General features: G+C 37.5%; 19 protein-coding genes. 9 read left to right on the top strand and 10 right to left on the bottom strand.

Annotated elements, in window-relative coordinates; genetic code table 11:
• Nucleotides 1-5: 5 nt before the first annotated feature.
• From ACIF8R_RS02290 to ACIF8R_RS02320, 7 genes are all read left to right on the top strand, one after another.
• Nucleotides 6-2465: a fimbria/pilus outer membrane usher protein gene (locus ACIF8R_RS02290; protein ID WP_396478807.1), complete on the top strand. Its 2460-nt coding sequence runs from the start codon at nucleotides 6-8 to the stop codon at nucleotides 2463-2465.
• Nucleotides 2456-3478 (top strand): spore coat U domain-containing protein, encoded by a 1023-nt coding sequence (locus ACIF8R_RS02295; protein WP_343568150.1) that lies wholly within the window; start codon nucleotides 2456-2458, stop codon nucleotides 3476-3478. The genes ACIF8R_RS02290 and ACIF8R_RS02295 overlap by 10 nt, the downstream gene beginning before the upstream one ends.
• 162 nt (nucleotides 3479-3640) lie before the next feature.
• Nucleotides 3641-4513, top strand: a complete 873-nt coding sequence (locus ACIF8R_RS02300; protein ID WP_396478809.1) for a DUF4882 family protein — start codon at nucleotides 3641-3643, stop codon at nucleotides 4511-4513.
• Between the two features lie 250 nt (nucleotides 4514-4763).
• Complete coding sequence (locus tag ACIF8R_RS02305) at nucleotides 4764-5450, top strand: glutathione S-transferase family protein (RefSeq protein ID WP_396478811.1); 687 nt, start codon at nucleotides 4764-4766, stop codon at nucleotides 5448-5450.
• A 7-nt stretch (nucleotides 5451-5457) separates the two neighbouring features.
• Nucleotides 5458-6219, top strand: a complete 762-nt coding sequence (locus tag ACIF8R_RS02310; protein ID WP_396478813.1) for an SDR family NAD(P)-dependent oxidoreductase — start codon at nucleotides 5458-5460, stop codon at nucleotides 6217-6219.
• A 9-nt stretch (nucleotides 6220-6228) separates the two neighbouring features.
• A complete protein-coding gene (locus ACIF8R_RS02315) occupies nucleotides 6229-6912 on the top strand; it encodes an SDR family NAD(P)-dependent oxidoreductase (protein ID WP_396478815.1) in 684 nt (227 codons plus the stop codon).
• Nucleotides 6913-6990: 78 nt separating this feature from the next.
• On the top strand, nucleotides 6991-7548 hold the full coding sequence (locus ACIF8R_RS02320) for a chorismate mutase (RefSeq protein WP_396463495.1): 558 nt from the start codon (nucleotides 6991-6993) through the stop codon (nucleotides 7546-7548).
• 28 nt (nucleotides 7549-7576) lie between these two features.
• Here the strand turns inward: ACIF8R_RS02320 and ACIF8R_RS02325 are convergent, their stop codons facing one another.
• From ACIF8R_RS02325 to ACIF8R_RS02335, 3 genes are all read right to left on the bottom strand, one after another.
• Entirely contained in the window at nucleotides 7577-8062 is a 486-nt protein-coding gene (locus tag ACIF8R_RS02325; protein ID WP_031944247.1) for an Lrp/AsnC family transcriptional regulator, read from the bottom strand.
• Between the two features lie 247 nt (nucleotides 8063-8309).
• Nucleotides 8310-8927: a LysE family translocator gene (locus ACIF8R_RS02330; RefSeq protein WP_396478817.1), complete on the bottom strand. Its 618-nt coding sequence runs from the start codon at nucleotides 8925-8927 to the stop codon at nucleotides 8310-8312.
• A 73-nt stretch (nucleotides 8928-9000) separates the two neighbouring features.
• Nucleotides 9001-9831 carry a sugar phosphate isomerase/epimerase family protein gene (locus ACIF8R_RS02335; RefSeq protein ID WP_396478819.1) on the bottom strand — a complete coding sequence of 277 codons (831 nt, stop codon included), beginning with the start codon at nucleotides 9829-9831 and terminating at the stop codon, nucleotides 9001-9003.
• Between the two features lie 1145 nt (nucleotides 9832-10976).
• Here ACIF8R_RS02335 and ACIF8R_RS02340 point away from each other — a divergent pair.
• Entirely contained in the window at nucleotides 10977-11315 is a 339-nt protein-coding gene (locus ACIF8R_RS02340) for a hypothetical protein (protein WP_396478821.1), read from the top strand.
• Nucleotides 11316-11561: 246 nt separating this feature from the next.
• Here the strand turns inward: ACIF8R_RS02340 and ACIF8R_RS02345 are convergent, their stop codons facing one another.
• Together ACIF8R_RS02345 and ACIF8R_RS02350 are read right to left on the bottom strand one after the other, a co-directional pair.
• Entirely contained in the window at nucleotides 11562-12023 is a 462-nt protein-coding gene (locus ACIF8R_RS02345) for a hypothetical protein (protein ID WP_396478823.1), read from the bottom strand.
• Between the two features lie 33 nt (nucleotides 12024-12056).
• A complete protein-coding gene (locus ACIF8R_RS02350; RefSeq protein ID WP_396478825.1) occupies nucleotides 12057-12584 on the bottom strand; it encodes a hypothetical protein in 528 nt (175 codons plus the stop codon).
• A 642-nt stretch (nucleotides 12585-13226) separates the two neighbouring features.
• Between ACIF8R_RS02350 and ACIF8R_RS02355 the strand changes: the two genes are divergently transcribed.
• Complete coding sequence (locus tag ACIF8R_RS02355; protein ID WP_396478827.1) at nucleotides 13227-13781, top strand: TetR/AcrR family transcriptional regulator; 555 nt, start codon at nucleotides 13227-13229, stop codon at nucleotides 13779-13781.
• A gap of 65 nt (nucleotides 13782-13846) precedes the next feature.
• On the opposite strand, the gene ACIF8R_RS02360 is transcribed toward ACIF8R_RS02355, so the two are convergent.
• The 5 genes from ACIF8R_RS02360 to ACIF8R_RS02380 all read right to left on the bottom strand — a co-directional run bounded on the left by ACIF8R_RS02360 (nucleotide 13847) and on the right by ACIF8R_RS02380 (nucleotide 23374).
• Nucleotides 13847-16081, bottom strand: coding sequence for a TonB-dependent receptor (locus ACIF8R_RS02360; protein WP_396478829.1), 2235 nt, complete (start codon nucleotides 16079-16081; stop codon nucleotides 13847-13849).
• Between the two features lie 153 nt (nucleotides 16082-16234).
• The gene (locus ACIF8R_RS02365) at nucleotides 16235-17008 is read right to left on the bottom strand and encodes an HpcH/HpaI aldolase/citrate lyase family protein (RefSeq protein WP_396478831.1); all 774 of its coding nucleotides are present in this window, start codon (nucleotides 17006-17008) and stop codon (nucleotides 16235-16237) included.
• On the bottom strand, nucleotides 17001-20528 hold the full coding sequence (locus ACIF8R_RS02370; protein WP_396478833.1) for an IucA/IucC family protein: 3528 nt from the start codon (nucleotides 20526-20528) through the stop codon (nucleotides 17001-17003). Before ACIF8R_RS02370 ends, ACIF8R_RS02365 begins: the two co-directional genes overlap by 8 nt.
• Nucleotides 20525-21730, bottom strand: coding sequence for an MFS transporter (locus ACIF8R_RS02375; RefSeq protein ID WP_396478835.1), 1206 nt, complete (start codon nucleotides 21728-21730; stop codon nucleotides 20525-20527). Before ACIF8R_RS02375 ends, ACIF8R_RS02370 begins: the two co-directional genes overlap by 4 nt.
• Before the next feature lie 3 nt (nucleotides 21731-21733).
• Entirely contained in the window at nucleotides 21734-23374 is a 1641-nt protein-coding gene (locus ACIF8R_RS02380) for an IucA/IucC family protein (protein WP_396478979.1), read from the bottom strand.
• Between the last annotated feature and the right edge of the window lie 65 nt (nucleotides 23375-23439).

The raw sequence follows: 23439 nt of genomic DNA on the forward strand, positions 1-23439 counted from the left end.
CTTATATGAAATATATTATAGGTGTCTTATGTGTTGCGTATTTTCCAACGTATTCTTTTGCTGAACAGTTACTAGATCATACAAATACTGCAGTTCCTAGTGTTCCTAAGTCTATAGGAAGTAATAATAAATATATGCATGAAAAGACGAATGGACAGCAGCAAGAACATGATTTCACTCAGCTATTTTTAAATATTTCTATTAATTCAAATACTTCTGAAGATTTGTTTTCCGTAAAACAATCTAAAGATGGAAAGTTATATATTCGTTCTGGTGACTTAAAAACGCTAAGAGTGAAAATGGATGAACATATCCCTGATAGCCAATGGGTATGTCTTAACGAACTTAAAGGAATCCAGTTTAAGTACTTAGAAAATGAGCAGTCTCTGAACTTACAAGTTCCGTCAAACATGTTAATGGGTTACTTAGTTGATTTAACTGGGCAACAGACCACTAGCTCCAGTCTGCTAAAAATGAAACCCTTAAATGCTGCACTCCTGAATTACAGCCTGTATCACACCATAACCAATGATGAGAGTATTTTCTCTGGTTCGGCTGAAGGTATCTTTAATAGCGGCATCGGTAATTTTTCATCAGGCGTTTTATACAACGGTAGTAATGAAACGAGCTATAGCCATGAAAAATGGGTACGTCTGGAAAGTAAATGGCAATATGTAGACCCTGAAAAAGTTAGAATATATACCCTAGGTGACTTTATTTCTAATAGCTCTGACTGGGGCAGTAGTGTGCGTCTTGCCGGTTTGCAATGGTCGAGTGCTTATACCCAACGTGGTGATATTGTTACCTCGGCGCTGCCGCAGTTTTCTGGTTCGGCAGCGTTACCTTCAACACTAGACTTATACGTTAACCAGCAAAAGATTTATTCAGGCCTTGTTCCTTCAGGCCCATTTGATGTTAAACAGCTGCCGTTTATTTCTGGAAATGAAGTCACACTGGTGACTACCGATGCGACAGGTCAGCAAACTATTACTAAAAAACCTTACTATTTTTCATCGAAGATTCTGGCAAAAGGTATAAATGAGTTTTCAGTGGATGTTGGGGTTCCACGCTACAACTATGGGCTGTACTCAAACGATTATGATGATGCTACCTTTGCTTCGGGCGCGATTCGCTATGGCTACAGTAACTCACTCACTTTAAGTGGTGGTGCGGAGGCTTCAACAGATGGCCTGTCGAATCTAGGCACAGGTTTTGCCAAGAATGTTTTTGGTGTTGGAGTGATTAATGCCGACATTGCAGCAAGCCAGTATAAGGATGAGAACGGTTATTCTGCCTTACTTGGTTTAGAAGGGCGTATTAGCAAGAATATTTCGTTTAATACCAGTTACCGCAAAGTATTCGATAACTATTTTGACTTAGCCCGTGTGTCTCAAATTCGATATTTAAAAGAAAACCAGATTACTTCTGAGCCGCAAAATTATTTGAGCTACAGTGCACTGGCAGATGAGATTATTAGGGCAGGGATTAACTATAACTTTTATCCGGGCTATAGCATTTATGTCGGCTATAACCAGATCAAATACAGTGATAACTCCTATAAGTTGCTATCTGCTAACTTAAGTGGAAGTTTAAACAAGAATTGGGGCTTTTATAGTTCAGCTTATAAAGACTATGAAAACCATAAGGACTATGGCATTTACTTTGCCCTGCGCTATACACCATCTACCAGAGTGAATGCTATTTCTAGCGTATCTAGTGATAGTGGCAGATTGACTTATCGACAAGAAGTATTTGTTCTATCGGAACCACAAATTGATTCATTTGGATGGGGCGGATATGTTGAGCGGGATCAAGATGCACATACTAACAATGCATCGATCTATGGCTCTTATCGCGCCCGAGCTGCGTACCTGACAGGTCGCTATAACCGAATTGGAGACAATGACCAAGTTGCACTTTCAGCGACTGGATCATTAGTTGCAGCAGCAGGACGCGTCTTTGCGGCCAATGAAATAGGCGATGGTTATGCTGTTGTCACCAATGCCGGACCGCAAAGCCAGATTATCAATGGTGGGATAAATCTAGGAACAACTGATAAGTCCGGAAGGTTTCTTATTCCAAGCCTCATGCCTTATAGGGAGAACCATATTTATTTAGATCCATCTTATTTACCTTTAAATTGGAATGTTAAATCTACAGATCAAAAAACAGTAGTAGGTTACCGCCAAGGAACCTTAGTTGACTTTGGTGCACATCAGGTCGTTTCAGGCTTAGTAAAAGTCGTTGATAAAAACAACTCACCGTTAAAGCCGGGTTATAGCGTTCGAATTAATGGGCAACAAGATGCAATAGTGGGCTACGATGGTGAAGTATTCGTTCCCAACTTATTAAAACAAAACAAACTTGAAGTAGATCTTCTCGATCATGGTTCATGCCAAGTTGACTTCACTTATAACAGTAATCAGTACTCAACTAAGAAATTGGGACCTTATATATGTCATTAAATATTATGAATAAGGCTCAAATAGAGAGCTATAAAAAAATTTCCTTATCTTTAAAATACTTTATAGGCATTTGCTTACTTTATCTCGTTTATGCGTTTTTGAGTCCAACGCATGCTGCCTGTACGGTAGCTGGAACGACTAATAATACATTTACTTACACGGCAGCAAATATTAATAGTGATGCAACTGTAAACTTTTCAGGAACAATTACTTGCACGAATGGAGGACTAATACCTCAAATCTCTCCGTTTATGTGTATGAAGACAGTATTTACAGGAGCAACCACTACAAATAATAGCGTATCGTTACCGTATACAGTCACTGCAACTGTTGGTGGAGCCGGTTCTTCTACCACCAACCAAACCTCTAATGTTTGGTATGGTCCAGTGGTAACTGTCGCTTCAAATAATATTCTTAGTTACTCGGTAAATGTGAAAGTACCAGCGCGAACAGGATCATTAATTGCCTATCCTCAAGGAACCTATACCGCTACGGTTCAACTCTTTTGGGATATGGATCTTCTAGCGGTGTTATGTTTAGGTGATTTACTCAGCTGGGACTCTGGAAATGTAACGCTAACAGCGAACTTTGTGGTACCGACGCTTTGTCAATTAAACTCAACCTCAAATGTCGATTTTGGCAATATTAATGATATTGGTATTACTAAGCGTGACTACACGACTCAAGGTGCTGTAAATACGACATGTAACTCTGGAACGCCATATTCGATTTATTTAGGGGATGGCAATAACCGTATAAGCGGAGGGTTCAGGCGTATGGCCAATAGTAATAATGAGTTTATTCCCTATCAGTTATACAAAGATGCTGCTTATAGTTCGGTGTGGGATGCTACGGGTGGAGTGAATAGCGTTGGGGGAACGGGAGGAGTATCTGGCACTGGAACAGGTAATGCTCAAACCACTACAGTTTATGGAAAAATTCCGCAAGGTACTACGATTGCAAGTAGACCTGGTAGCTACTCTGATAGTGTTGTTGTTACAGTGACTTATTAATTGCTTCACGCACTATTTCTTTAAAAGAGATAGTGCTTTTTTAATTATGAGATTTAGTTCTTTTAATTATTAGGGAGTAATAAGTATGCCATTTATCGGATTTAGTTAAATTATTTATGTGTTTATATATACTAAACGTTCAAATATAAAAAGGATAATGACGTGAAAAAGATAATTTTAGCAACAATAATAGGTATGTCGGGTATGAGTAACTCTTTTGCTGAATGTACCTATAACTTTGATGCTAGTGTACAAGATTTAAAAACTTTAGAAGCATCATTGAATTCACCTACAGGGTTGCAACGTTATATAGAGCAAGTCTCTAATATAAATAATGCAAACCAATCAGGTTATGATCTTATACGCTATTACTCAGATAAAAACGTCGACATATATTTAACATCTAAAAAATATACCCAATTTAAAACTCAATATCATACAAAAACACCCGATAACGTTATTTTAGTAGATAAACCTATTGCTAGTTCAGATATCTTTGTACAGGAATTTATTTTTGATGTTAGCAACTTACAGGTCAATCTTGGGACTGCCTCTCAAATGTACGAGTATGGCTTTTTAATTACGGGTTCTTCACAGAACAAAATTGAGTTAGCCTTAAATATAGCTTTTACTAAAGGTAATAATTATTCTGGTGTTATGAATGGTGATTCGATTAATGTGCTTGGTGTGACTAATAAATCAGATGGTACTGGGTATCTAGCACCTTTAAGTGCTGCTAGAAATACTAATCCAGTAGAAGTTCCAGCTGATGGAAAAGTTAGAGTAGGTATTTATGTGAATCAAAATACTAAACAGGTGGGTTATATAGTTAATGGTACTAACTATGGTTATCTCAATATTACTATGGAAAATAAATTAAGCTATATGAGCTTCACAGGGGTAATTAATCAAAACCATTTTGCCAACTCTGCCTTAACTGGAAAAACGGTAGGACTTCAGTTGATTACAGATAAATCAAAAATGCAGTTTACTTACCCAACTGGGGCAAAAGATATTTGTGGTGTCGCTTTATAACAAAACATCACTCAAAGCTATGTATCTTAGTTTTTTAGAGTACATAGCTTTGCGAAAGACTATAAATTAAAAGATAACGTAAACACTCAAAGCTCTTTTTAATCATAATAAAAATCAAATAATTCTTAGTTTTAGAAACTTGACCGTCATTAAAAATGGTTTGACTTAAAAAGGTATTCTGTATATTTATTGATTGGTTCTAAAAAAGAACTAGTAAGTAAAACAGGCAATTAAAAATAAAGGTAAACCAATGTCGGATATTATTTTGCACCAGTGGGAAATTTCTCCGTTTTGTCAAAAAGTTGCAAGGGCTTTGAAATTTAAGGGTATCTCATTTGATACAGTAAATTATAACGGCATTCTTGGTGCCAAAGTTCCTTTGCTGAGTAAAGTAGGTAAGGTTCCTGTCATTGACCATAAAGGACAACGTATACAAGACAGTACTCGTATTGCTCGCTATTTAGACGAAGCCTATCCAGATACACCGCGACTTTATCCCGCAGATCCAAATCAAAAAGCACTTGCCGAACTATGGGAAGACTGGGCAGATGAGTCTCTTTATTTTTATGAAGTGTATTTAAGGGTAAATGATTCAGAAGCTTTAGAGGAAGCCATCCGTATTAGTAGCATTGGTCGCCCAGCGTATGAAAAGCCGATGGTGAAAGCTTTTATTCTAGCCGAATTAAAAACACAGCTTTTCTTTCAGGGCTTGGGCCGAATGAAAGCCGAGGATGTTGAAGCAGAGTTTATTAAACACTTAAACCGTATTGAGCAGGTCTTATCACAAAGTGAATGGTTGGTGGGAAATAACCAGACGATTGCAGACATTGCCGTGGTTGCTCAACTTGGTGAAGTCGTTCGTACAAGTAAAAAGTTTAGTAAAGAAATTTTGAATCGTCCGTTTATTGCTTTATGGTATAAAAAACAAACAGGGTGAAACGACTATGTCATTAGCAACACCGGATAAAACACGAGATTGTGCAGTTGTTATTGGTGTCGGGGCTTCACAGGGGATCGGAGCCGCCGTTTGTCATCGTTTTGCAAGGGAAGGATTAAAAGTTTACGTTGCTGGGCGAACTTTCCAGAAAATTGAAGCAGTCGCTGCCGAAATCCATGCAAAGGGTGGTGAAGCTGTTGCGTTTCGTTTAGATGCCGAAGATATACATCAAGTACAGGCCCTATTTGACACCGTTACTAGTCAAAACGAACGTATTACTGCTGTTATTCATAATGTTGGGGGAAATATTCCCTCAATTTTTTTACGCAGTCCGCTATCGTTTTTTAATGATATGTGGCAATCCACGTTTTTATCGGCTTATTTGGTTTCTCAAAGCTGCCTAAAAATTTTTAAAGAACAAAATCACGGTACGCTTATTTTTACGGGAGCGAGTGCCTCTTTACGTGGAAAACCCTTTTTTGCTGCTTTTACGATGGGCAAATCTGCCTTACGAGCTTATGCATTAAATCTAGCTCAAATTTATAAAACACAAGGCATTCATATTGCTCATGTCATTATTGATGGAATGGTGAATGGTGACAGAATTAATAAAGCTTTATTTGGTCTAGGTCGTTTAGCACGTCTGACACGGGGAACGGGCGGGCTTAATCTTGATGCAATAGCAGAAAACTATTGGATGCTTTACCTGCAAAGCCCTGAGCTCTGGACACATGAGTTAGATTTACGCCCATACCAAGAAAAATTTTGAGGGACTCTTATGCTAAAAACAATATTTCAGAAGTTTCAAAAAAAGCAGGGCTGTGTAGTGGTTGCTGGTCATGATATAGACCTACTGGGCCATGACTTTGTAATTTTAGATAAAAACCATCAAGCTCCATTACATGTATATCAAGTCGTACACGATTCTACTGTTCAGAACATACAAGTAAGTTACGTAAATGATGGCATGACGACTGTCCGTTTAGATCTGGTAAATCCCAAGCATTTAAAAAAACTACTGAACTATATAACAGCGCATGGTCATATCATTGAACTATGCGTATTTCAGCCAAATTTTTCATCTGCACCAAATATTGAAGCTTTATCTTTAGAAGAAATTGAGCACAGTTGGCAGACCACAGGTTTAAGTGCTGTGAGCGTGTCGCAGTTCGTACTTAAACCTATGTTAAAGCAGCAGCGGGGTACAGTTATTTTTCTTGGAGCGCCATCTCATCATTCTGCTCACCACGATGTATTAAGCCAAAGTATGTTTGCGAGTATTCGAGCGTTATCGCAGTCGTTGGCAAGAGAGTTTCAGCCCAAAGGTATACATGTCACGTATTGCATGGTGGAAAAATGGGATGGACAAAACCCGCACTTTATTTCATCTGTTAAACAAGTGTGTCAGCACATCTATCACCAATCTGATTCTGCATGGAGCCAAGAGCTCAGCGTATCGTGAGATTTTACTTTCGAGTGTTCTTAAAATAGAGTACTGCTTTGGAATGACAGCACAACAATAATTTCGATAGGTACTCAAATGTTAAATATTAAGAATGCTCAACAAACGGTTAAGGTAGCGACTACAGTAGCAGCTTTGATGTGTTTTTCTTCACTAGCACAAGCATATCAATATGATCAAACAGCGCGTTTAGTTAACGAGCGCTTATCTTATATGAAAGATGTCGCAGGCTATAAAGCAGAGCAGCATTTACCGATTGAAGACTTAACTCAAGAAAAGAAAGTACTTGACCAATCACTTTCTGAGGCCGAATCTTTTGGACTGAACAGTGAAACAGTAAAGCCGTTTATAGTGACACAAATGAATGTAGCGAAAGCTATTCAATACCGATATAGAGCGGACTGGTTGTCTAGCCCTGAAACCAATTGGAAGCCTCAGGACTTAAGCGAAGTGCGTTTAAAAATTAGTTCTTTAAATACGGAGCTTCTAAAAAATATTGCCTATGAACTCAAGAAAAATAATAACAAGGCGCCGCACGGTTGTAGCTATATGTGGCCAGTTCAGCACCCTCAACTTAAAGAAGCTGACAAAAAGGCTTTATGTGTAACATTGAATAAAATCAAATTAAAACAATGAAGCACCTAAAGCGGCTTATATAACTCAATTATTCAATCAACATTAAGTCGGCAGTGTTGGCAGATTTAAGTGGTCGTAGGGCAAAGGTTGAACGCGTATGCCGAATACCTTTAATCGAATAGAGCTTTTTACGTAAAAAGCGTTCGTAATGTTCGGCATCTTTTACGGCCACTTTCACCAAGTAATCATAGTCACCCGTAACTAAATGCGCCTCGACTACTTCGGGAATGTCTGCCAAAGCTTCACTAAAGTTTTCTAGCATTTCGTCGTCGTGACGTTCTAGCGTAATTTCAATAAAGAATAACTCGTGAATGCCAATCGCTTTTGGGTTTACGTTTACCGTATAACCTTCAATAATTTTTAGGCTTTCTAAACGCTTGAGTCGAGTCCAGCAGGGCGAAGATGAAAGCCCGACTTCTTCGGCGAGCTGCGCAACCGTTAAGCGCCCATTTCCACGAAGGGCAGATAATATTTTCCGATCTATGCGATCTAGTGTGTATTCTGTGCTGTTCAAAATATAAACCAAAGAAGATTCTTCTGTTAATTTTTAATATACGTGATTTTTATGCTGAGATCATTTAAAAAAACTGAAAATACAGTAAACATTTTGGGGTCGACAGCCATACACTATTTCTATGCATCGAACTCTACTGGATAGGAGTTGTGATGAAGCAAAGAGCACTGTTTCAGTAAGGGTGACTAAACAGTGCTCTTTGCGGATCTTATAAAGAACTGATATTAAGACAAAAACGTAAGTTTACTTATTGAACAATTAATAAAACAGCGAGAATGAAAAATATACAACCACTGATTTTATTTAATCTGGCAAAGTTATTTCCAGATAGCATTTTTTCTTTAAAGATTGAGGAAAAATTAGCATAGACCAGATGGATTAAGAATCCGATCAGGCAAAAGGTTAAAGATAATACTAAAAATTGATTTATTATTTTTTCTTTTATATCAATAAATTGTGGGAAAAGAGCAATAAAGAAAACAATAGTTTTAGGGTTTAGAAGAGACGCGAATAAACCTTGATAAAATAATTTGGACTTTCTAACCGTTTTTTCACTTGTTTCGGTATCTAATAAGTCTTGAGAAGGGGATATTTTTACAAAGTTCTTATAGCCTAGGTACATTAAATAGAATGCACCTATAAATTTTAAAACAGTAAAAATAGTGGGATTACTAGTAATAATTAAACCAACGCCACTAGCCGAAATGACTGCAATCACAAACATACCAATAATTAAGCCAATAATGCCAAATAATGCGGTACGGACACCGTAATTTATTGAATTTGTCACTGTAAATAAGACACCAGGCCCTGGGCTTGATAATGTAAGAAAGGCAATTGTTATGAAAACTAGTAAACCACTCACTTAATATATCCTTTTAAAAATGAATTATTTATATTTAAAAAGCCTTCTGGTGTTCCTCAGAAGGCTTTTAATTTTATGCGCTTGCCAATTCTTTAACTGAATCTAAAGTACTTTTATCTCTTACCTCAAAGGCAACAAGACCTTTCCAATTATTTCGATTAATAGTCTCGATAAAATCAGAATAATTTACAGTACCGCGGCCAATACTAAAGTGTTGATCTTGCTCACCATTGTTATTGCTAAAAGAAATACCCTTAATTTTTTGGTGGTATTTTTCTACAACAGCAATAGGGTCACCTTCACCCACATTTGCATGGCCTGCATCTAAAAAGAAATAGACATTTTTATGATCAATTTTGTTGAAAACATAATCGTACTCTTCCATATGGGTAAAGACATAATGGAACGGACGATAGTGTTTATAGTTTGATAAATTCTCTAAATAAATATCAACTGATTTTTCAGCCGCATATTCAGCCAGTTCTTTAATAGACAGAATATAGTTATCGAGAGCTTTTTGTTTCGCGAGGACAATTTTTTTAGGTTCAACAATACCGCCGCCATGAATCACTAAAGGGGCACCAATCTTTGCGGCAATATCAATCTCTTTTTTAACATATGCCACAGCAGCTTCACGTAAATAATCTACATCGCTACCTAATGGGGCTTTAAAGTTACCGTGGAAAATAGGTTGAACATTATATTTTTTTATTAAGTTATTTAGATTTTCAATCCGTTCAGAAGACCAATCTGGAACCATTTCTCCATGTAGACTTCCATCTACATACCAGTGAGTACAACCATCATTATATGCCTTAACAATCCCTTCTTCGGCTGGTAAATACTGCTGATGTGCAATTCCAGATGCAAAGTTAAGATAATTATTCATTAAAGGCGAAGTCATTGTTATGTTCCTGATTTATTAAAGATATTCTGGGTGTAATTATTTATTCACTGTCTACCCAGCCGCCATCTTATTTTTATTCTGCTATAAAAACATCAGACTAAAGTCGAATTTTTATAAGGCATATAAATCTCTATATGGACAGAGCCGTATATTGCACAAATGATCAAAATATTAGGATTTTTCCATTTTTATTATTCTTTAGTCATACTAAATTATATTAAAAATATTGTATATTTTAATATAATTTGTCATTAATTATCATATTTGGATTTTAAAATAATCCCTTATAAGTGGCATTAGATTACAAAAATTATTTGTATAATTAATGAACTAATAGAATTTCTAGTTATCTGTTAGTTTAAATTGTATTCGTAAAACCAAATATTATATTATCTACCAAAGTTGAATTATTAAACTATAGTTTAAAATTTGGCCATAAATTAATATGAGTTTTTATTTTTTAGGGGTGAATATGAGAATTATTTTCTTATCTATATTAGTTTTATTACAGATAATATTTTTAACTCAGGCCGAGGCACGGGGAGGTCGTGGCGGAGGAAGATCATTTAGCAGCCATAGTTACTCATCTAGTAGCCATCATTACTCTTCAAAAAGTAAATTATCCCACGGACGAAGTAGCTATGGGAGTTCTAGTAGCTCTTCTAGTAATAGTTCTTCCGAGTGTCCTTGTAGTGGATCAAATAATTGTGTTGGGCCTCGTGGAGGGACTTACTGTATTACACCAAGTGGTAATAAAAAGTATCGATAATCAGTAAAATTGCCGAAATGATAAAAAAGCTCTTGTTACTTAAAGAGCTTTTTTATATTCAAAGGTTTGTTTCTTTAGTCTAGAACATGGAAAATTCAAAGTTGCTATCAATCCGCTTTATTGAAAATAATAAGAGCACATTCTTTACTAATGTTTAAAGATGGGCATAAAACAAATCAAATATCATCTATTTGATAAAGGCCAATCCCATTTATTAAACTTAATTCCATAATTTTAATAAGGTGATGAAATATTCAAAAGATAAGAGGATTTATCTAACTTTCTTATTATTAATAGACACTTATAAACAATTATTATTTAATACACCCGCAACATTGCCACTTATACTTTTAATAATTTTATCGGGGAAATAATGCGTAATTTTTTAGTAACAGCTTTCACTTTATTGGTAGGTTCATCAGTTTATGCTGCTCAAGAGCCTAAAACTTATCTACAGCGAACAACTTGCGAGAGAACAGTACAACTACATGGTTTTTTAAGCCGTGCTCAACTTGATTGTAATTATCACTATACTTCACAAGAATTAGTTCATGAATCTGACAAATGTACCAAACATGAACTAGGTGAAAAGTATGGTAGAGAAGTTATGAGATTAGGTATGGACCAATTTGAAGCACGCAAACGTGAAGATATGAAAGGCCAATTATGTAGCACGGTTTTAAAAGAGTTTCCAAACTATATTAAAAAATAAAATGGAATCTTAAAAAGCCTCTGTAGGCCAGCCGATAAAATGGATTTTATTATTCATTTTATCGGTGTATCACTTCATATAACTATCAGTTAAATCAGAAAATAATTATTAAGAATTCATCCAATATTACATTGACACTTAAAATCTCTCTTATTATTCTCTGCGATAGAATGGAGGTGGGACGCTTCGTGCGTGCCAGTTCTAGATGATTGGTCTGTCAACCTGCCTCTGTTCTGTCATCATGATTTATAAAATTGAATTTTGATATTTAATTAACTCATTTAATGCAAACTTAACAGTTTGTATAGGAATAGTTTCCACATAACCTTCACCAGCTTTTATGAGTGAATGAGATCCATAGAATGGATGATTCGGTACTTTAAAAAAGAAGAATACTTCATGGAAGTTCCTTACAGTACTATTTTGAAAATCATAGATATTATTTTCTAATTCTAAATACTCTAAATTTATTAACTTTTTAATTAACTCAATGTTTTCATTGACAGTATCTACTTGGAGATAGTCTATTTCTCGTTGGTTAGTATATAGCAGTAAGTTTAAGTCATTAATTAAAACTGGAAGATTTATAGGGGTCTCATAATTGCTAAAAGAAGTACCATTAATATTAACAACTAATAAAAAGAGATCATTCTTCGGTTCATATTTTTCTATTGAAAAGAAAAATTCTTTTTTACCTAACTCTTTCATTTATCTCTTACTCTTTCTTCATATTTAAAAAAACTAGATAAAACCTTCACTCCATTTTTTGTCTAATTCTTTTAAATCATTATATGCTTTTTCAAATTCGCTCAATGAAAAACTTAACCGCGGAGCAGAAGGTGAGGTTTCCCAAACTACAGATGTCACAACATCATGAATATGGTTAAATGCGTAACCAAAACGAGCCCATACGACTTGATCTGTTGAAACAACTTGTTCAACCATAATTACGCTGCATGCTAGATCTAAATCATCAGAGCAAATTAATATTGGAACCACTGTTGAAATAGCTCCATTTTTATGAACTTCAGGTTTAAGAAGTTTCCATGCATTACTTAATACCAACTCACTATCATAATCATATAACCAACCTTGAGCTGGAACTAAAGTTTCTGTACGATCAATAATTTGGGTATTCTGGTGCACCCATATATTTAATGGAATATTATCAATTGCAAGAATAGGAAATGGTTTAAAATTACCATTTGCATCTTTTATACATCCTTCAATCAGATGTTCACGTAAAAGAGTAGCTGAGATCGTATTCATATTTATAAGTTAATGTGCGTTAAGCAAATATAATATATTCTATTCAATAGATTAATGAATCTAATCTAATGAAAAACAAAAAATTATTTATCCATTTTCTAGCCAATATCACATTGACACTCCAAATCTCTACGATTATTCTTTGCCTGCTGGCCTACATTGCCAGTCGGTTTTAGCAGACCGAGAGCGTATAGCGCATCAAAAAAGCAATTTTTTGGTGGCGAACTCGTTCGTCCCTCCTTCGTAGCGGTAGGACGGAAGGGGGACGCCTTGTGCGTGCTGGTTCTATATGCCCAGTCTGCTAACCCTCTTTCGTTCTGCCACCATAATCATTTAGCAGTGATTGGCAGAAATTTTATGCATATAGGATTTCATTCATGCCTACTTTTTCTAAATTGGCCTACGCCAAAATCTCTCTGCCCATACCATTTAAACAGTCTATAAAACGGGTTAATCGACTCTAGGTTTTTTGCACCTTAAGAATCGTTACGACTCAAAAATCATAGCAACAATAAACCTGAGATAGGCGAGCACACCTTTATTGTGCTGCTTTTGCATGCCTGTTTTTAGCGCTCAATTTAAGAGTGACGGCATGTCTATCTCTTTTATATACAACAAAAAATTATTTTAAATGGTACAACTATGCCACCTTTAGTACTTTCTACACGTGCTTTAAAAGTTGTGAATCATGCAATTCATTTATTTCATCATCACGGCTTTCACTTAGTGGGCGTTGATAGAATTATCAAAGAGTCTGAAATTACAAAAATGACTTTTTATCATCACTTTCAGTCCAAAGCGCGGTTTATCGAAATCTGCCTACTCGTACAAAAAGAGCGGCTTCAAGACAAAGTCACAGCAATGGTCGAGTACGACTATAACTCAAGCGTGACGGGTAAACTCAAAACACTTTATGACTTACATACTGATTTAGAAGGGCTGTACTACTTGTTATTTAAAGCCATTTTTGAAACCAAAAATACTTATTCAAACGCTTATCAAGTCGCCATTAAATATAGAACTTGGTTGATTAATGAAATCTATAGCCAGCTTAGATTACTAAAAGCTGATGCTTCATTTCATGATGCCAAACTACTTCTGCATATAATTGAAGGAACCATTATTCAAAGGCTCAGTCATAACGATGTAGATGAGCGGGACAAACAATTCGAATATTTTACAATGATGTTTTCATAGAAATACTCTAAAAATAAAAGCCCCGAGGTTGGGGCTTTTACTGTATTAGGGACTAAGCAAAGTTCTTACCACTTATGGCTATAAGTCACTTTAAGCGTTATACCATTTGCAACTAAGTGGCTGGTGTTATCGTTCGTTCTTAATAATTGGCTATAAAGCGGGTAGTACTTGCGGTTAAACATGTTTTCTAGGCCAATAGTCATGGTGTCTTTCTTGTTAAGCGCAAAACTACTGATTAAATCTGCTGTGGTATAAGATTTTACATCGTAGCGACCAAAACTATTTATACCATTTAAACGGTAATCTTCTGAACCGAAGTAAGTGGCTTGTAGACGGTTCGTCCAAGTTTCAGTTGGGCTATAAGAAACATAAGCTGTGAGTTTTAATGGTGGAATACGGAAGCCCGTCATGTCCTGTTCAGCACCGTTTTGAGGTTTTTCACGGCCTTTCATCCACGTAACGCTACCACCAGTTCCCCAAATATTTGCATCGTCAAGGTAGTCAAGCGTTGCTTCAACCCCAGTAACTTTCTCTTTGGTTCGGGCTAGGACTAAACCATTATTGAATGATTGCACAGCACCCAAGTCAGATGTTGAACGGAACACCGCTAAACTTGAAGAGAAGTTGTTAAAGTTACCTTTCCAGCCAAGTTCGTAGTTATCAACTTTTACAGGCTCTAAGAATGATGAGCCAAGGTTAAAACCTTCGCCAGCATTACGAATAATTAAACCAACATCAGGTAACTGAAAACCTTGGTTAAACGATGCATAAATTGAGTGCTGGTCGTTTGGTGAGAAAGTTACATTGGCATTGTACAACCATGCATCAGCTTTCACTTTTCCGCCCGGAACCGTGTAAGGGTTAGGCTTGCCTAATTGTGATAATGGAACAAAGCTATCAATTTGCGCGTAGCTGTCTTCATAGCGTGTGCCAGCTTCTGCTGACCATTGGTCATTAAAGCGGTGTTTTAGCTGTACAAAACCACCCACACTTTGCGTGGTGAGTTCAGGTAAGTAAATCAGTTTGCCGATTTTTACAAACTCTAAGCCGCCCGATTGATCATAAATTTTTTGATCAAAAATATCTAAAGGCATTTCACTTTTTTCGCGGCTAAAGTCACCACCCCAAACCAATGATGTATCACCTAAAAACTCAAGGGGAGTGGTCACGGTTAAGCGGCTACCGAGTACATTATTTTCTTGATAAATCTGGTCGACTTGTTTACCACGGTTGGCATTTCCACGGGCATCAAACGGTGAAAAACGGGTAAAGAAGTCGCGGTAATAAATTTGAGCATCAACCTTATTACCAAAAAAGTCTTTATGGTTATAGGTCAAATTGTAGATCTGGTTTTCGTTTTTATTTTGGTCTTTGAGCTTTAAGCCTTTAATTGCTTTAGCTGGCACAGTTCCAGCAGGAGCTTTTTTCACACTTGGGTCAGATGCATAGTCTGAGTCTTGCTCGGCATTATAGTAGTTTGCAGCAAACTGTAGGTATTGGTTGTCATCAATATGATAACCCAGCTTACCGCCAATGCTATAACCATTTGAGTCGTAAAGGTCGCCTTGGCTTGGTTCGGGTGCAACACGGTCGCCACTTGCATCGTACGGGCTACCAATACGTTGGTAACCAAAGTCGAGCGCATAATCAAAGGCGTTAAAACTGCCCATAAAATACTGGTGAATATCGCCACTTAAAGCATTAGAACGGAAATTTGTGAGTGGTGTTTGTAAGCCAACGACCGTTTTAGCTGTAGGCTCACCGCCAGCCGCTTTCGTAGTAATTGAAATAATACCGCCCGCAGCACCGCCACCATAAATTGCGTTACTACCACGAATCACTTCAATGTTGGCAATACTTTCAGGGTCAATGGCTGAAAGTCCTCTCGCTGTATCGCGAGTGAGGTTCATTGGAACGCCATCCACCAAAATAAGCGCATTACGGCCACGTAAAGTCTGACCATAATCGGTAATGGTTCGGCTTGAGTCCGATAGGCCCGGTACGGCTTTGGCTAAAACAGTCGCAATGTTGCCAGACGATCCATTTTTTAAAAGTTCAATTTGTTTTTCATCAAGCTTGGTGACTTGCTTGGCAGAGGTAGAAAGTTCATCTGCACGTGAAGCGGTAATAGTAATGGTAGGAAGGGCTTCAGGCTTTTTTTCTGTTTCTGTGGTATCAGCAGGTGAAGCTGCAAATGCTGAGTTTGAAAGGAAAATGGCTCCACCAAGTGAAAGAAGTGGAATGATATTTTTAACTTCAGACTTTCTTGTAAAAAGCTTATTACTTTTCTTATTTCCCATTGTCTCGCCCTGAGAGTGATTTTAAATTGAGCGAATTATAAATGAGAATCATTGTAATTAACAATATTATTAATTGCATTAAAATAATATATTTGAAATTTATTCAATGAATTAGGGGAATGGGCATTTATTCCCCTTAAAAGATTTGAACAGTTATGAAATGTCTTTAAAGGTATTTAGATGGTTTTGATGGGCACGGCGAATAATGCTGCGGTCATCCCCGAGCACAAAAAGCTGAACAGATAGCTGTTTCCAAGCCGCAATATCTTCTGGCTGTCGGGGAATGGCACAGAAATGCTTTTGACTATTTTTAGTCTTTGTATACATCTCTTGAACTTTTTCTTTGACCTTTGGGTGGCTGGTTTGCCACGGTATTCCCATCGATTGAGAAAGGTCGGCAGCACCTTCAAGAATAATATCGATGCCTTCGACTTTCAAAATTTCATCTAGCTGCTCTAGTCCTTCTAAGCTTTCAATCATGGCAATGACAACCGTTTCGTTTGCTGCCTGTTGAACAAAACTAGCTAAATCATCCATGCCATATCGATTTAACCTTGTCGAGTTGAGACCTCTTTGCCCAAGCGGCATATAGTGACAATAGTTCACGGCTTCTTGTGCCTGCTTCGCATTTTCAATACGTGGGAAAACAATACCTGTTACCCCTGCATCGAGCAGAGGTAGTACTAGGTGGTTGGCGTTTAAAGGCACTCTTACAAAGACATCAAGAGTCATAGCTCTAGCGGCTAGAATCATGGTTTCGACTTGAGACGTACTAAATAAAGTATGTTCCAAGTCGATAATAATAAAATCATAGCCCGCAAGTGCCAGTTGCTCGACATTAATTGGAGAAGCTACGGAACAAAATATTCCGTAGAGCGTCTCACCATTTGCTATTCGTTTCTTAAAAGAAATCGAATGCTTATTCATATTCAATTTCCTTAATAAGGCTGAGCGGGTTCGGTGTGGTTTGTACTCTTAAGCGAATTTCCGGAAGGAAACGGCGGCTTGCGAGCTGTTCAATATCGATGGTGTCATCTGTAAAGTTAAACAGTTCATATCGTTCGCTAAACTCTGGGTGAGCTTCTTTATGCTGATTAATGATGGTTCTTAACATGGTCCAGAATTTGATTTCATCGAAGTTATAATGTTCATTTAAGAAAATTGCTAACTCAGCCAGATTTACAAACCAAAGTGCATCTTGAGTAAAGTCTCTTAACTCATTTGGAGAGTGGGTTTCCAAGAACGAGTTCGGGTTAATCTTGGCGTGTTCTTTTGGTGCATCTTGCAAGTTAGGTAAAAGCTCCGGCTCACGTAAAAGATGACGGCTAAAGCGAATTCCATCGTGGAAATCTTTCAAGGCAGCTTTAACAGGTAAGCCATTTTTATGAATCAGTACCATATTTTGTGCATGTGACTCTAAAGCGAGACCGTGGCACCATAAAATATGCATGATTGGTAGATAAGCATTGGTGAGTAATTTTTCTAACCAGAACTCGATACCGTACTCTTGAATCCACTCATCGATTAGCGGTTTTTGATCCGTATCAACTTGCATTAAACCTGTTACAGGCGTTGCCGATTCGCCTTCTTTTAAGTAGCTGTAAATACTTTCGCGCCAAATGCAGGCGAGAGCGCCGTATTGAACAGGCAAAGCAATCTGCTGGTTAACCGAAAGACCGCCAATCTCTCTTAAAATAACAGGCTTGCGCTGTTTTTCTAAAATATGGTCTTGTTCAACAATGTTATAAAGCCAATCACTCATTTTTGCCGCATTTTGAACGGTATGCGGTGCCAATACACGAGAGGTCGAAGTATTGACCAAGTTCATTGCCAATTTGAGAGAAAGCGCCGAGATATCACTAATATTTGATAAGGTCCGAATGGACTGCTGCGGTAAATAAGTCGGACCTTCAATATCTAACGGGATGATCAGTTGGTTGCTAATCGCATCTTGATAATATAATTCAATAATTTTATCCCACTGCCACGGGTGAATTGGGGTAAGGATATAATCTTTAAACTCTACATTTTGTTCTTTCAGTTGATCATTAATGGCTTGTAGATCTTTTTCTGAAAAATGCTGTTTATAGAGCTGCTCTAAGTTAATGGTTTCACTTAAAACCAGTTTGCATAAACTGTTATGAGTTGCCACCCATTGAACCGTAAAACCTTCAGAAAGCTCTGGTGCGTATTTCTGGTTTTCTTTTAAATCGAAGCCGATACGAGACTTAAAACTTGGGTGATATAAATGCGCGTTGGTGATACGTGCCTCTTGTTCTAGGTAAGGCAAAGTTCTTAAAGGTTGAGCAGGGGCTTGGCCCAAAGTTTGCGCATGTTTAACGTACGTTAAATTGAGTTCATCATTAAAGTTTTGCCATTTAACTGGGTCAGCTTCAATAATATTTTTTAGGTCTGCAAGTAGCGTTTTTAAGTTAGGGCGAGTTTCAGTGCCTAAAGTAATATCAGAACGGGTTAAGCTTGAAGGATCTAACTTAATTCGTTTAAAACTAAAGTGTCGTTTGGCCGCGCAAGTATAAAAAACGGTATCGGAAATATAGAACTTGATTTGACCTTTAGAAAACTCGTATTTAAAAGTATTTTCAAAAATGAGCGCTTCTAATAATTGGCCCATCACGCGATTTTCCGCAAGAGTTTTATAATTGGTTTGTTGTGTTGGTTGAAGAGGGCAAAGGTCTTCTGCGCCGCGATATTTATAAATAGGGTTTTCAACTTCAATCCAGATTGGATTGCCACCACTGTGGTAGAGCGTATTTAACATATTTGCCTTGATTGGTAATGTGAGTGAATGAATTAATAAGTCGCGGTACTGCTGACCTTTGCCGCTAAAGTTTTCTTGTATGAGCGTAAGACGGGTGGCTTGCCAAAGTTCAGATTCTTCAATTGCTGTAACGCGTGCAATTGCACTGATGAGGTGAGCAATGTGATTGATCACGAGGTAATATTTTAAAAACGTCCATGCATCTTTTTGAGAGAACCAAACAGTACTATCTTCAGAAATAGATGAGTCGTCTTCTATCATTTCTGGAACAATGCTAATGCCTTCCATATCTCGAAGAATAAGGCGATGTGGATAGCCATTTTTAAATTCCATTAAGCTGTTTTGCATATGCGCTTCCACACTAATGCCTTTGTTTGCAAACAACTCAATTAATGGAATAAGCGAAACTTTAACGTACTGTTTCCACCAGAAAGTAATGAAGTCTTTGGCATCGTTCGATTGTAGGTCTTGATTCGGTGCTGCTTGCTGAATAAAGCTTAAAAGCGGGATTTTATGATTTTCGTTTTCTTCAACCAAACCGCCCAGCATTCGGGTGTTTTCTAATACTTCAGGTGTAAGTCCTGCTCTATAAATAATGCCAAATGAACTTTCAAGCTCTGGAATTTTGACTGTTTTTGCCTCCAACTCCGGCAGAATCACAAGGTCAGGATATTGCTCATTAATCTTGTGATTAATAATAATTTTGCTCGCATCAATCGCGCGTTCCATTTCATCCATTGGGTTATTACGAATGAAACTGGTAATTCGTACATCAATTGAAAGCTTTAAGAACAGGTTCGATTGAGGTAACCACACCGTGCGAACAGATGAGGTTGGCCATACGGTTTGACCTAATGCGCCTAGATAGATCACATCTTGGCTATCTAAATGTTTTTTTAAAGACGGATGTTGAAGTAAGAAATTGGCTTGCCAAGGGTGAGTTGGCATGAGCTCATAATTTGCTAAGTTTTCTTGCAAATGCTCTTTTGCAGTTTCTAAAACTTCATTTTCAATACGGTGAGAAGGTTCGGTCTCGCTGACTAGTTTTTGGATTAAAGAAGAATGAATTGCAAAGTAGTGGAGTTGGAAACTTGCACCTAACTCAGGGCTATACTTTTTCATGTCTTCTTTAGAAAAACCTAAATTGGCTTTAGAGGTCACATGAAAAGGGTGCCCATATAACATGCCTTGTTCGGTTGCCTGAAAACCGCTTAATGCTTTAGTTGCTGTTTGGGAAGGCTTATTTTCTAAAAAGAATTTTGTGTTCTCGATACTATTGGCAATATCGGAGTACAGGTTCTTATTTTGGTTCTTGTCTTTAAATAGACTATTCAACTCATCTGTAATGAGCTTCACTAAATTTTTAGGATCGGTGAGTGAGTCAAATGTATTGTCGTTTAAGTTTTGCAGGACAAAACCACGTTGATATCTGTGATAGCCCGTAGTTGATAAGTGCTGAACTGCGCCATAAACAGTCGTGTTAGATGCATTAAATGTATAAGCAAAATACAGTGTGTCTGGTTGATCTGTATACAGTGTGAATAAAGGCGAGTCTTGAGAGGGAATAATGTGCTCTTCAAGGTTCACTTTAAGCTCACGAAAGAAAGTATTCAGGTACTGTTCGAAAAGTTTATAAGACCATGCATCTGTTGTAATAATTGAGTTCATTCTTGTGCCTCTTCTAAAATTGTATCCATTAAGAATCTGTTCAAAATCACCACTAATCCCGCACCGATAAAAAATAGTGAGGTGCAGATTAATGCAGCGGTGATATTGAAAAATGAGTAGGTGAGCGTGATGGTGATTGGGCCAATAAGTTGTCCTAAGACAAAGGCACTGTTAGAAATGCCAATCACTTTTCCTTGGCTTTGAGCGCCAGCTTTTAGAGAAATGGTGTGTAAGATCGAAGGAATAAGGGCTGCAAAGCAAAAGCCTTGTATGAGTCTTAATACAAGAACGAGCCAAATATTCGAAACCCAGATCAATGCGAAAATCGTGATACCGCAAATTAAAGATGCATAAATGAAGTTATTAAAAGAATCTCCTTTATCATCATTTCGTTTTCCCCAATAGGTCGCAGAAATAAAGGCTGCTCCCCATGAAAGCGCATGAATGGTTCCCGTTAAACTCGCAGCAGATAACGATGAGTGAGTGCTTTGGCTTATTTCACTAATGTATAAAACAAAGCAAGACACCAAACCAAAGCCTCCCGCTTGAACCAAAATGCCCGCGCTTAACCATGAAAAAATCGTTCTATCAAAGAAAGCTGGAAGCTTAGTTTTTTCTTTGGTTTTTGGCGCCTCGGTTTTAACGGGATTGGTTAATACAAATGACGCGATCACAATGAGTGTCATCACAACAAATGCTGTCGCGTTGAGTAATACTTCAACTCGCCATTGATCCATAAATATCCCGCCGAGCACGGGACCACATAGGCACGCTAGCGCAACACTACTTTGTAGTTGCCCAAAAGCGGCACCACGTTGTTGTTCATTAGAAAGATATGAAACATAGGCATTTAAAATTACGGAAAGACCGCAAAAACCGAGTAAAATTCGCGCGAAAATAAATAGGTATAAATGCTGGGCGCTCGCCATGAGCAGTATTGAAATACAGAAACCAGCCAGAGAAAGTAACAAGGCTTTTTTATGGCCGAATGTGTCGGATAGGTGGCCAACAATCGGTGCTGTAAATAAGCTGCCAATAGCTGGAGCCGCGAGTGCCAAACCTGCCCAGATAGTGGGAGCACTCATATGCGCCGTCAGTTTTTCCATATAAAGCGGCATGATCGGAATAAGCACCATTAGCCCAAAAGTGGAAAAAAACTGACAGAGCAAAATAATGAAATGATCTAGGCGAGATGAGCGCATGATTTAGATATCCATGGTCTCATAGCTAGAAACAGATAAGCTGTGATAAGGGTTTGGCGTAGTTCCGATTTTACTTGGCATGCCTGTTGAGTCGCTTTCTTGCGAAAGTAAAGGCGTAAGTAGCTGTTTGAATGGCCAAGTCTTATTGTCAAAAAGATAGGTTTGAATTTGTGATTTTGTTCGCTCTGAAATGGGTTGGGTTTCTACAAAATCTTGAATAATGTCTTGAACCATCTCCCAAAAATCGCTTTCTGTACGATCCGTATATTTCAAAGCAGCTAAAGCAATCGGGTAGAGGTTAATTTGAATCCCTAAAGTAATGAAGTAATTAAATAAGTCTTCATTTTTAGTAAAGATAAGATTGTTCGGCGTACTGGTATCAATGGTATAAATTGGAGGTGTAAAACCATTTTCTTCAATGGCTGTGGTACATATTCTTAAGGTATCGTGGTCACGCAAAATAAAGCATTTAAACTTATTATTTTCATAACACACCATGGTGTTTTGCCCGTGGCATTCAGGCATGATGCCTTTAGCCCAAAGCGTTAAGAATATTTGAATAAAATGAACACTTAAGTCTTTTAATAATGACCATTTGTCACCTTCAACGCCTAACGTTTCCCAAGGGTCAACATAGGTACAGCTTAAAGCTGACATAGTGATTGGCGTGACGTTTTGGTCTCGGCAAATATCCGGTAAATGTCGGACTTGGCAACCAATTACACCTAAATTTTTTACAATCGGCTCTTGTTTACCGAGTACCCACCAATGTGTTTCATTACTCAAAAAGAGACGATTTTTTAATAAAGCAGTTTCATTAATGACGTCATTTAAAAAATCATAAGCCGTATGACCATTCATTAAATAACGGCCTGGCATAGAGCGGATTGCACCTAATGTTTTGGCATTGGTCGAGAGTTTTAAATGCAGAGTAGGGTTTGCGTTGTGAATAAGCGTTCTTAAAGAAGAAGTCGGTAAACCAATTGTGGTGACATGGTTTAGGTCAATACCACTGTACTTATTTTCATCAAATTTTAAATAGCGATGTTGCGTCTCTAATAAAGGCAGGGCTATGTAGTTATCTGAAAGATCAGCTATTTTGTCAGCAATAAGACGTTCCTCAACTTCTGATAATAGAAGCTCTTTATGAGGAATCGATGCCATATTATTGATCACGTCATCCTTCTTAAATGCCCACCAGTACACCTCAATTTCTTTTTGAGTTGTGAGTGGTGCAAGTTCACCTTTTGAATGAGCGAACGGATGAAATGGGCGGTCAGCTACCAGCGACAGTAATTCACTAGTCATTAAAGGCGAAGAAAATGAAAGTGCTGACTGTAAAATTTGAGGAATTTTTTCAGCCATTACTAAGTTGTCTAGCCAATAATCAATCGCTTTTTGATGGTGTGGAGATGGCCACCAAGATGCTTTGGTTAAATAGTTAAAAACTTCAGAAATAGAAATTTTAGATGTCGTATTGCTCAACAGGTTATGAAGCAAAACTTCGGGTTGAGTAACAAAGAAAGGATTTACACCATCTACTTTTAAACAGTTGAAATAGAGTTCCAACTCATCATTGAGAGTAACTGCCAAATAAGGCTTTTTATAGGAAATATGATTTTTAAAATCTCCATAATTCTCCATGTAGAGTGCATCTATCGTTTTTTGTAGTTGTGCTGTGTAAATCCGATCTAACATTTTAGTTATTC

It is taken from the genome of Acinetobacter sp. ABJ_C4_1, assembly GCF_044538495.1.
Lineage (GTDB): Bacteria > Pseudomonadota > Gammaproteobacteria > Pseudomonadales > Moraxellaceae > Acinetobacter > Acinetobacter nosocomialis_A.

Bases quoted from the DNA above. Each gene is read 5' to 3' on its own strand.
- ACIF8R_RS02290 (WP_396478807.1), top strand. From the start codon at position 6: ATGAAATATATTATAGGTGTCTTATGTGTTGCGTATTTTCCAACGTAT.
- ACIF8R_RS02295 (WP_343568150.1), top strand. From the start codon at position 2,456: ATGTCATTAAATATTATGAATAAGGCTCAAATAGAGAGCTATAAAAAA.
- ACIF8R_RS02305 (WP_396478811.1), top strand. From the start codon at position 4,764: ATGTCGGATATTATTTTGCACCAGTGGGAAATTTCTCCGTTTTGTCAA.
- ACIF8R_RS02310 (WP_396478813.1), top strand. From the start codon at position 5,458: ATGTCATTAGCAACACCGGATAAAACACGAGATTGTGCAGTTGTTATT.
- ACIF8R_RS02315 (WP_396478815.1), top strand. From the start codon at position 6,229: ATGCTAAAAACAATATTTCAGAAGTTTCAAAAAAAGCAGGGCTGTGTA.
- ACIF8R_RS02320 (WP_396463495.1), top strand. From the start codon at position 6,991: ATGTTAAATATTAAGAATGCTCAACAAACGGTTAAGGTAGCGACTACA.
- ACIF8R_RS02335 (WP_396478819.1), bottom strand. From the start codon at position 9,831: ATGACTTCGCCTTTAATGAATAATTATCTTAACTTTGCATCTGGAATT.
- ACIF8R_RS02340 (WP_396478821.1), top strand. From the start codon at position 10,977: ATGCGTAATTTTTTAGTAACAGCTTTCACTTTATTGGTAGGTTCATCA.
- ACIF8R_RS02345 (WP_396478823.1), bottom strand. From the start codon at position 12,023: ATGAAAGAGTTAGGTAAAAAAGAATTTTTCTTTTCAATAGAAAAATAT.
- ACIF8R_RS02350 (WP_396478825.1), bottom strand. From the start codon at position 12,584: ATGAATACGATCTCAGCTACTCTTTTACGTGAACATCTGATTGAAGGA.
- ACIF8R_RS02355 (WP_396478827.1), top strand. From the start codon at position 13,227: ATGCCACCTTTAGTACTTTCTACACGTGCTTTAAAAGTTGTGAATCAT.
- ACIF8R_RS02360 (WP_396478829.1), bottom strand. From the start codon at position 16,081: ATGGGAAATAAGAAAAGTAATAAGCTTTTTACAAGAAAGTCTGAAGTT.
- ACIF8R_RS02365 (WP_396478831.1), bottom strand. From the start codon at position 17,008: ATGAATAAGCATTCGATTTCTTTTAAGAAACGAATAGCAAATGGTGAG.
- ACIF8R_RS02370 (WP_396478833.1), bottom strand. From the start codon at position 20,528: ATGAACTCAATTATTACAACAGATGCATGGTCTTATAAACTTTTCGAA.
- ACIF8R_RS02375 (WP_396478835.1), bottom strand. From the start codon at position 21,730: ATGCGCTCATCTCGCCTAGATCATTTCATTATTTTGCTCTGTCAGTTT.
- ACIF8R_RS02380 (WP_396478979.1), bottom strand. From the start codon at position 23,374: ATGGAGAATTATGGAGATTTTAAAAATCATATTTCCTATAAAAAGCCT.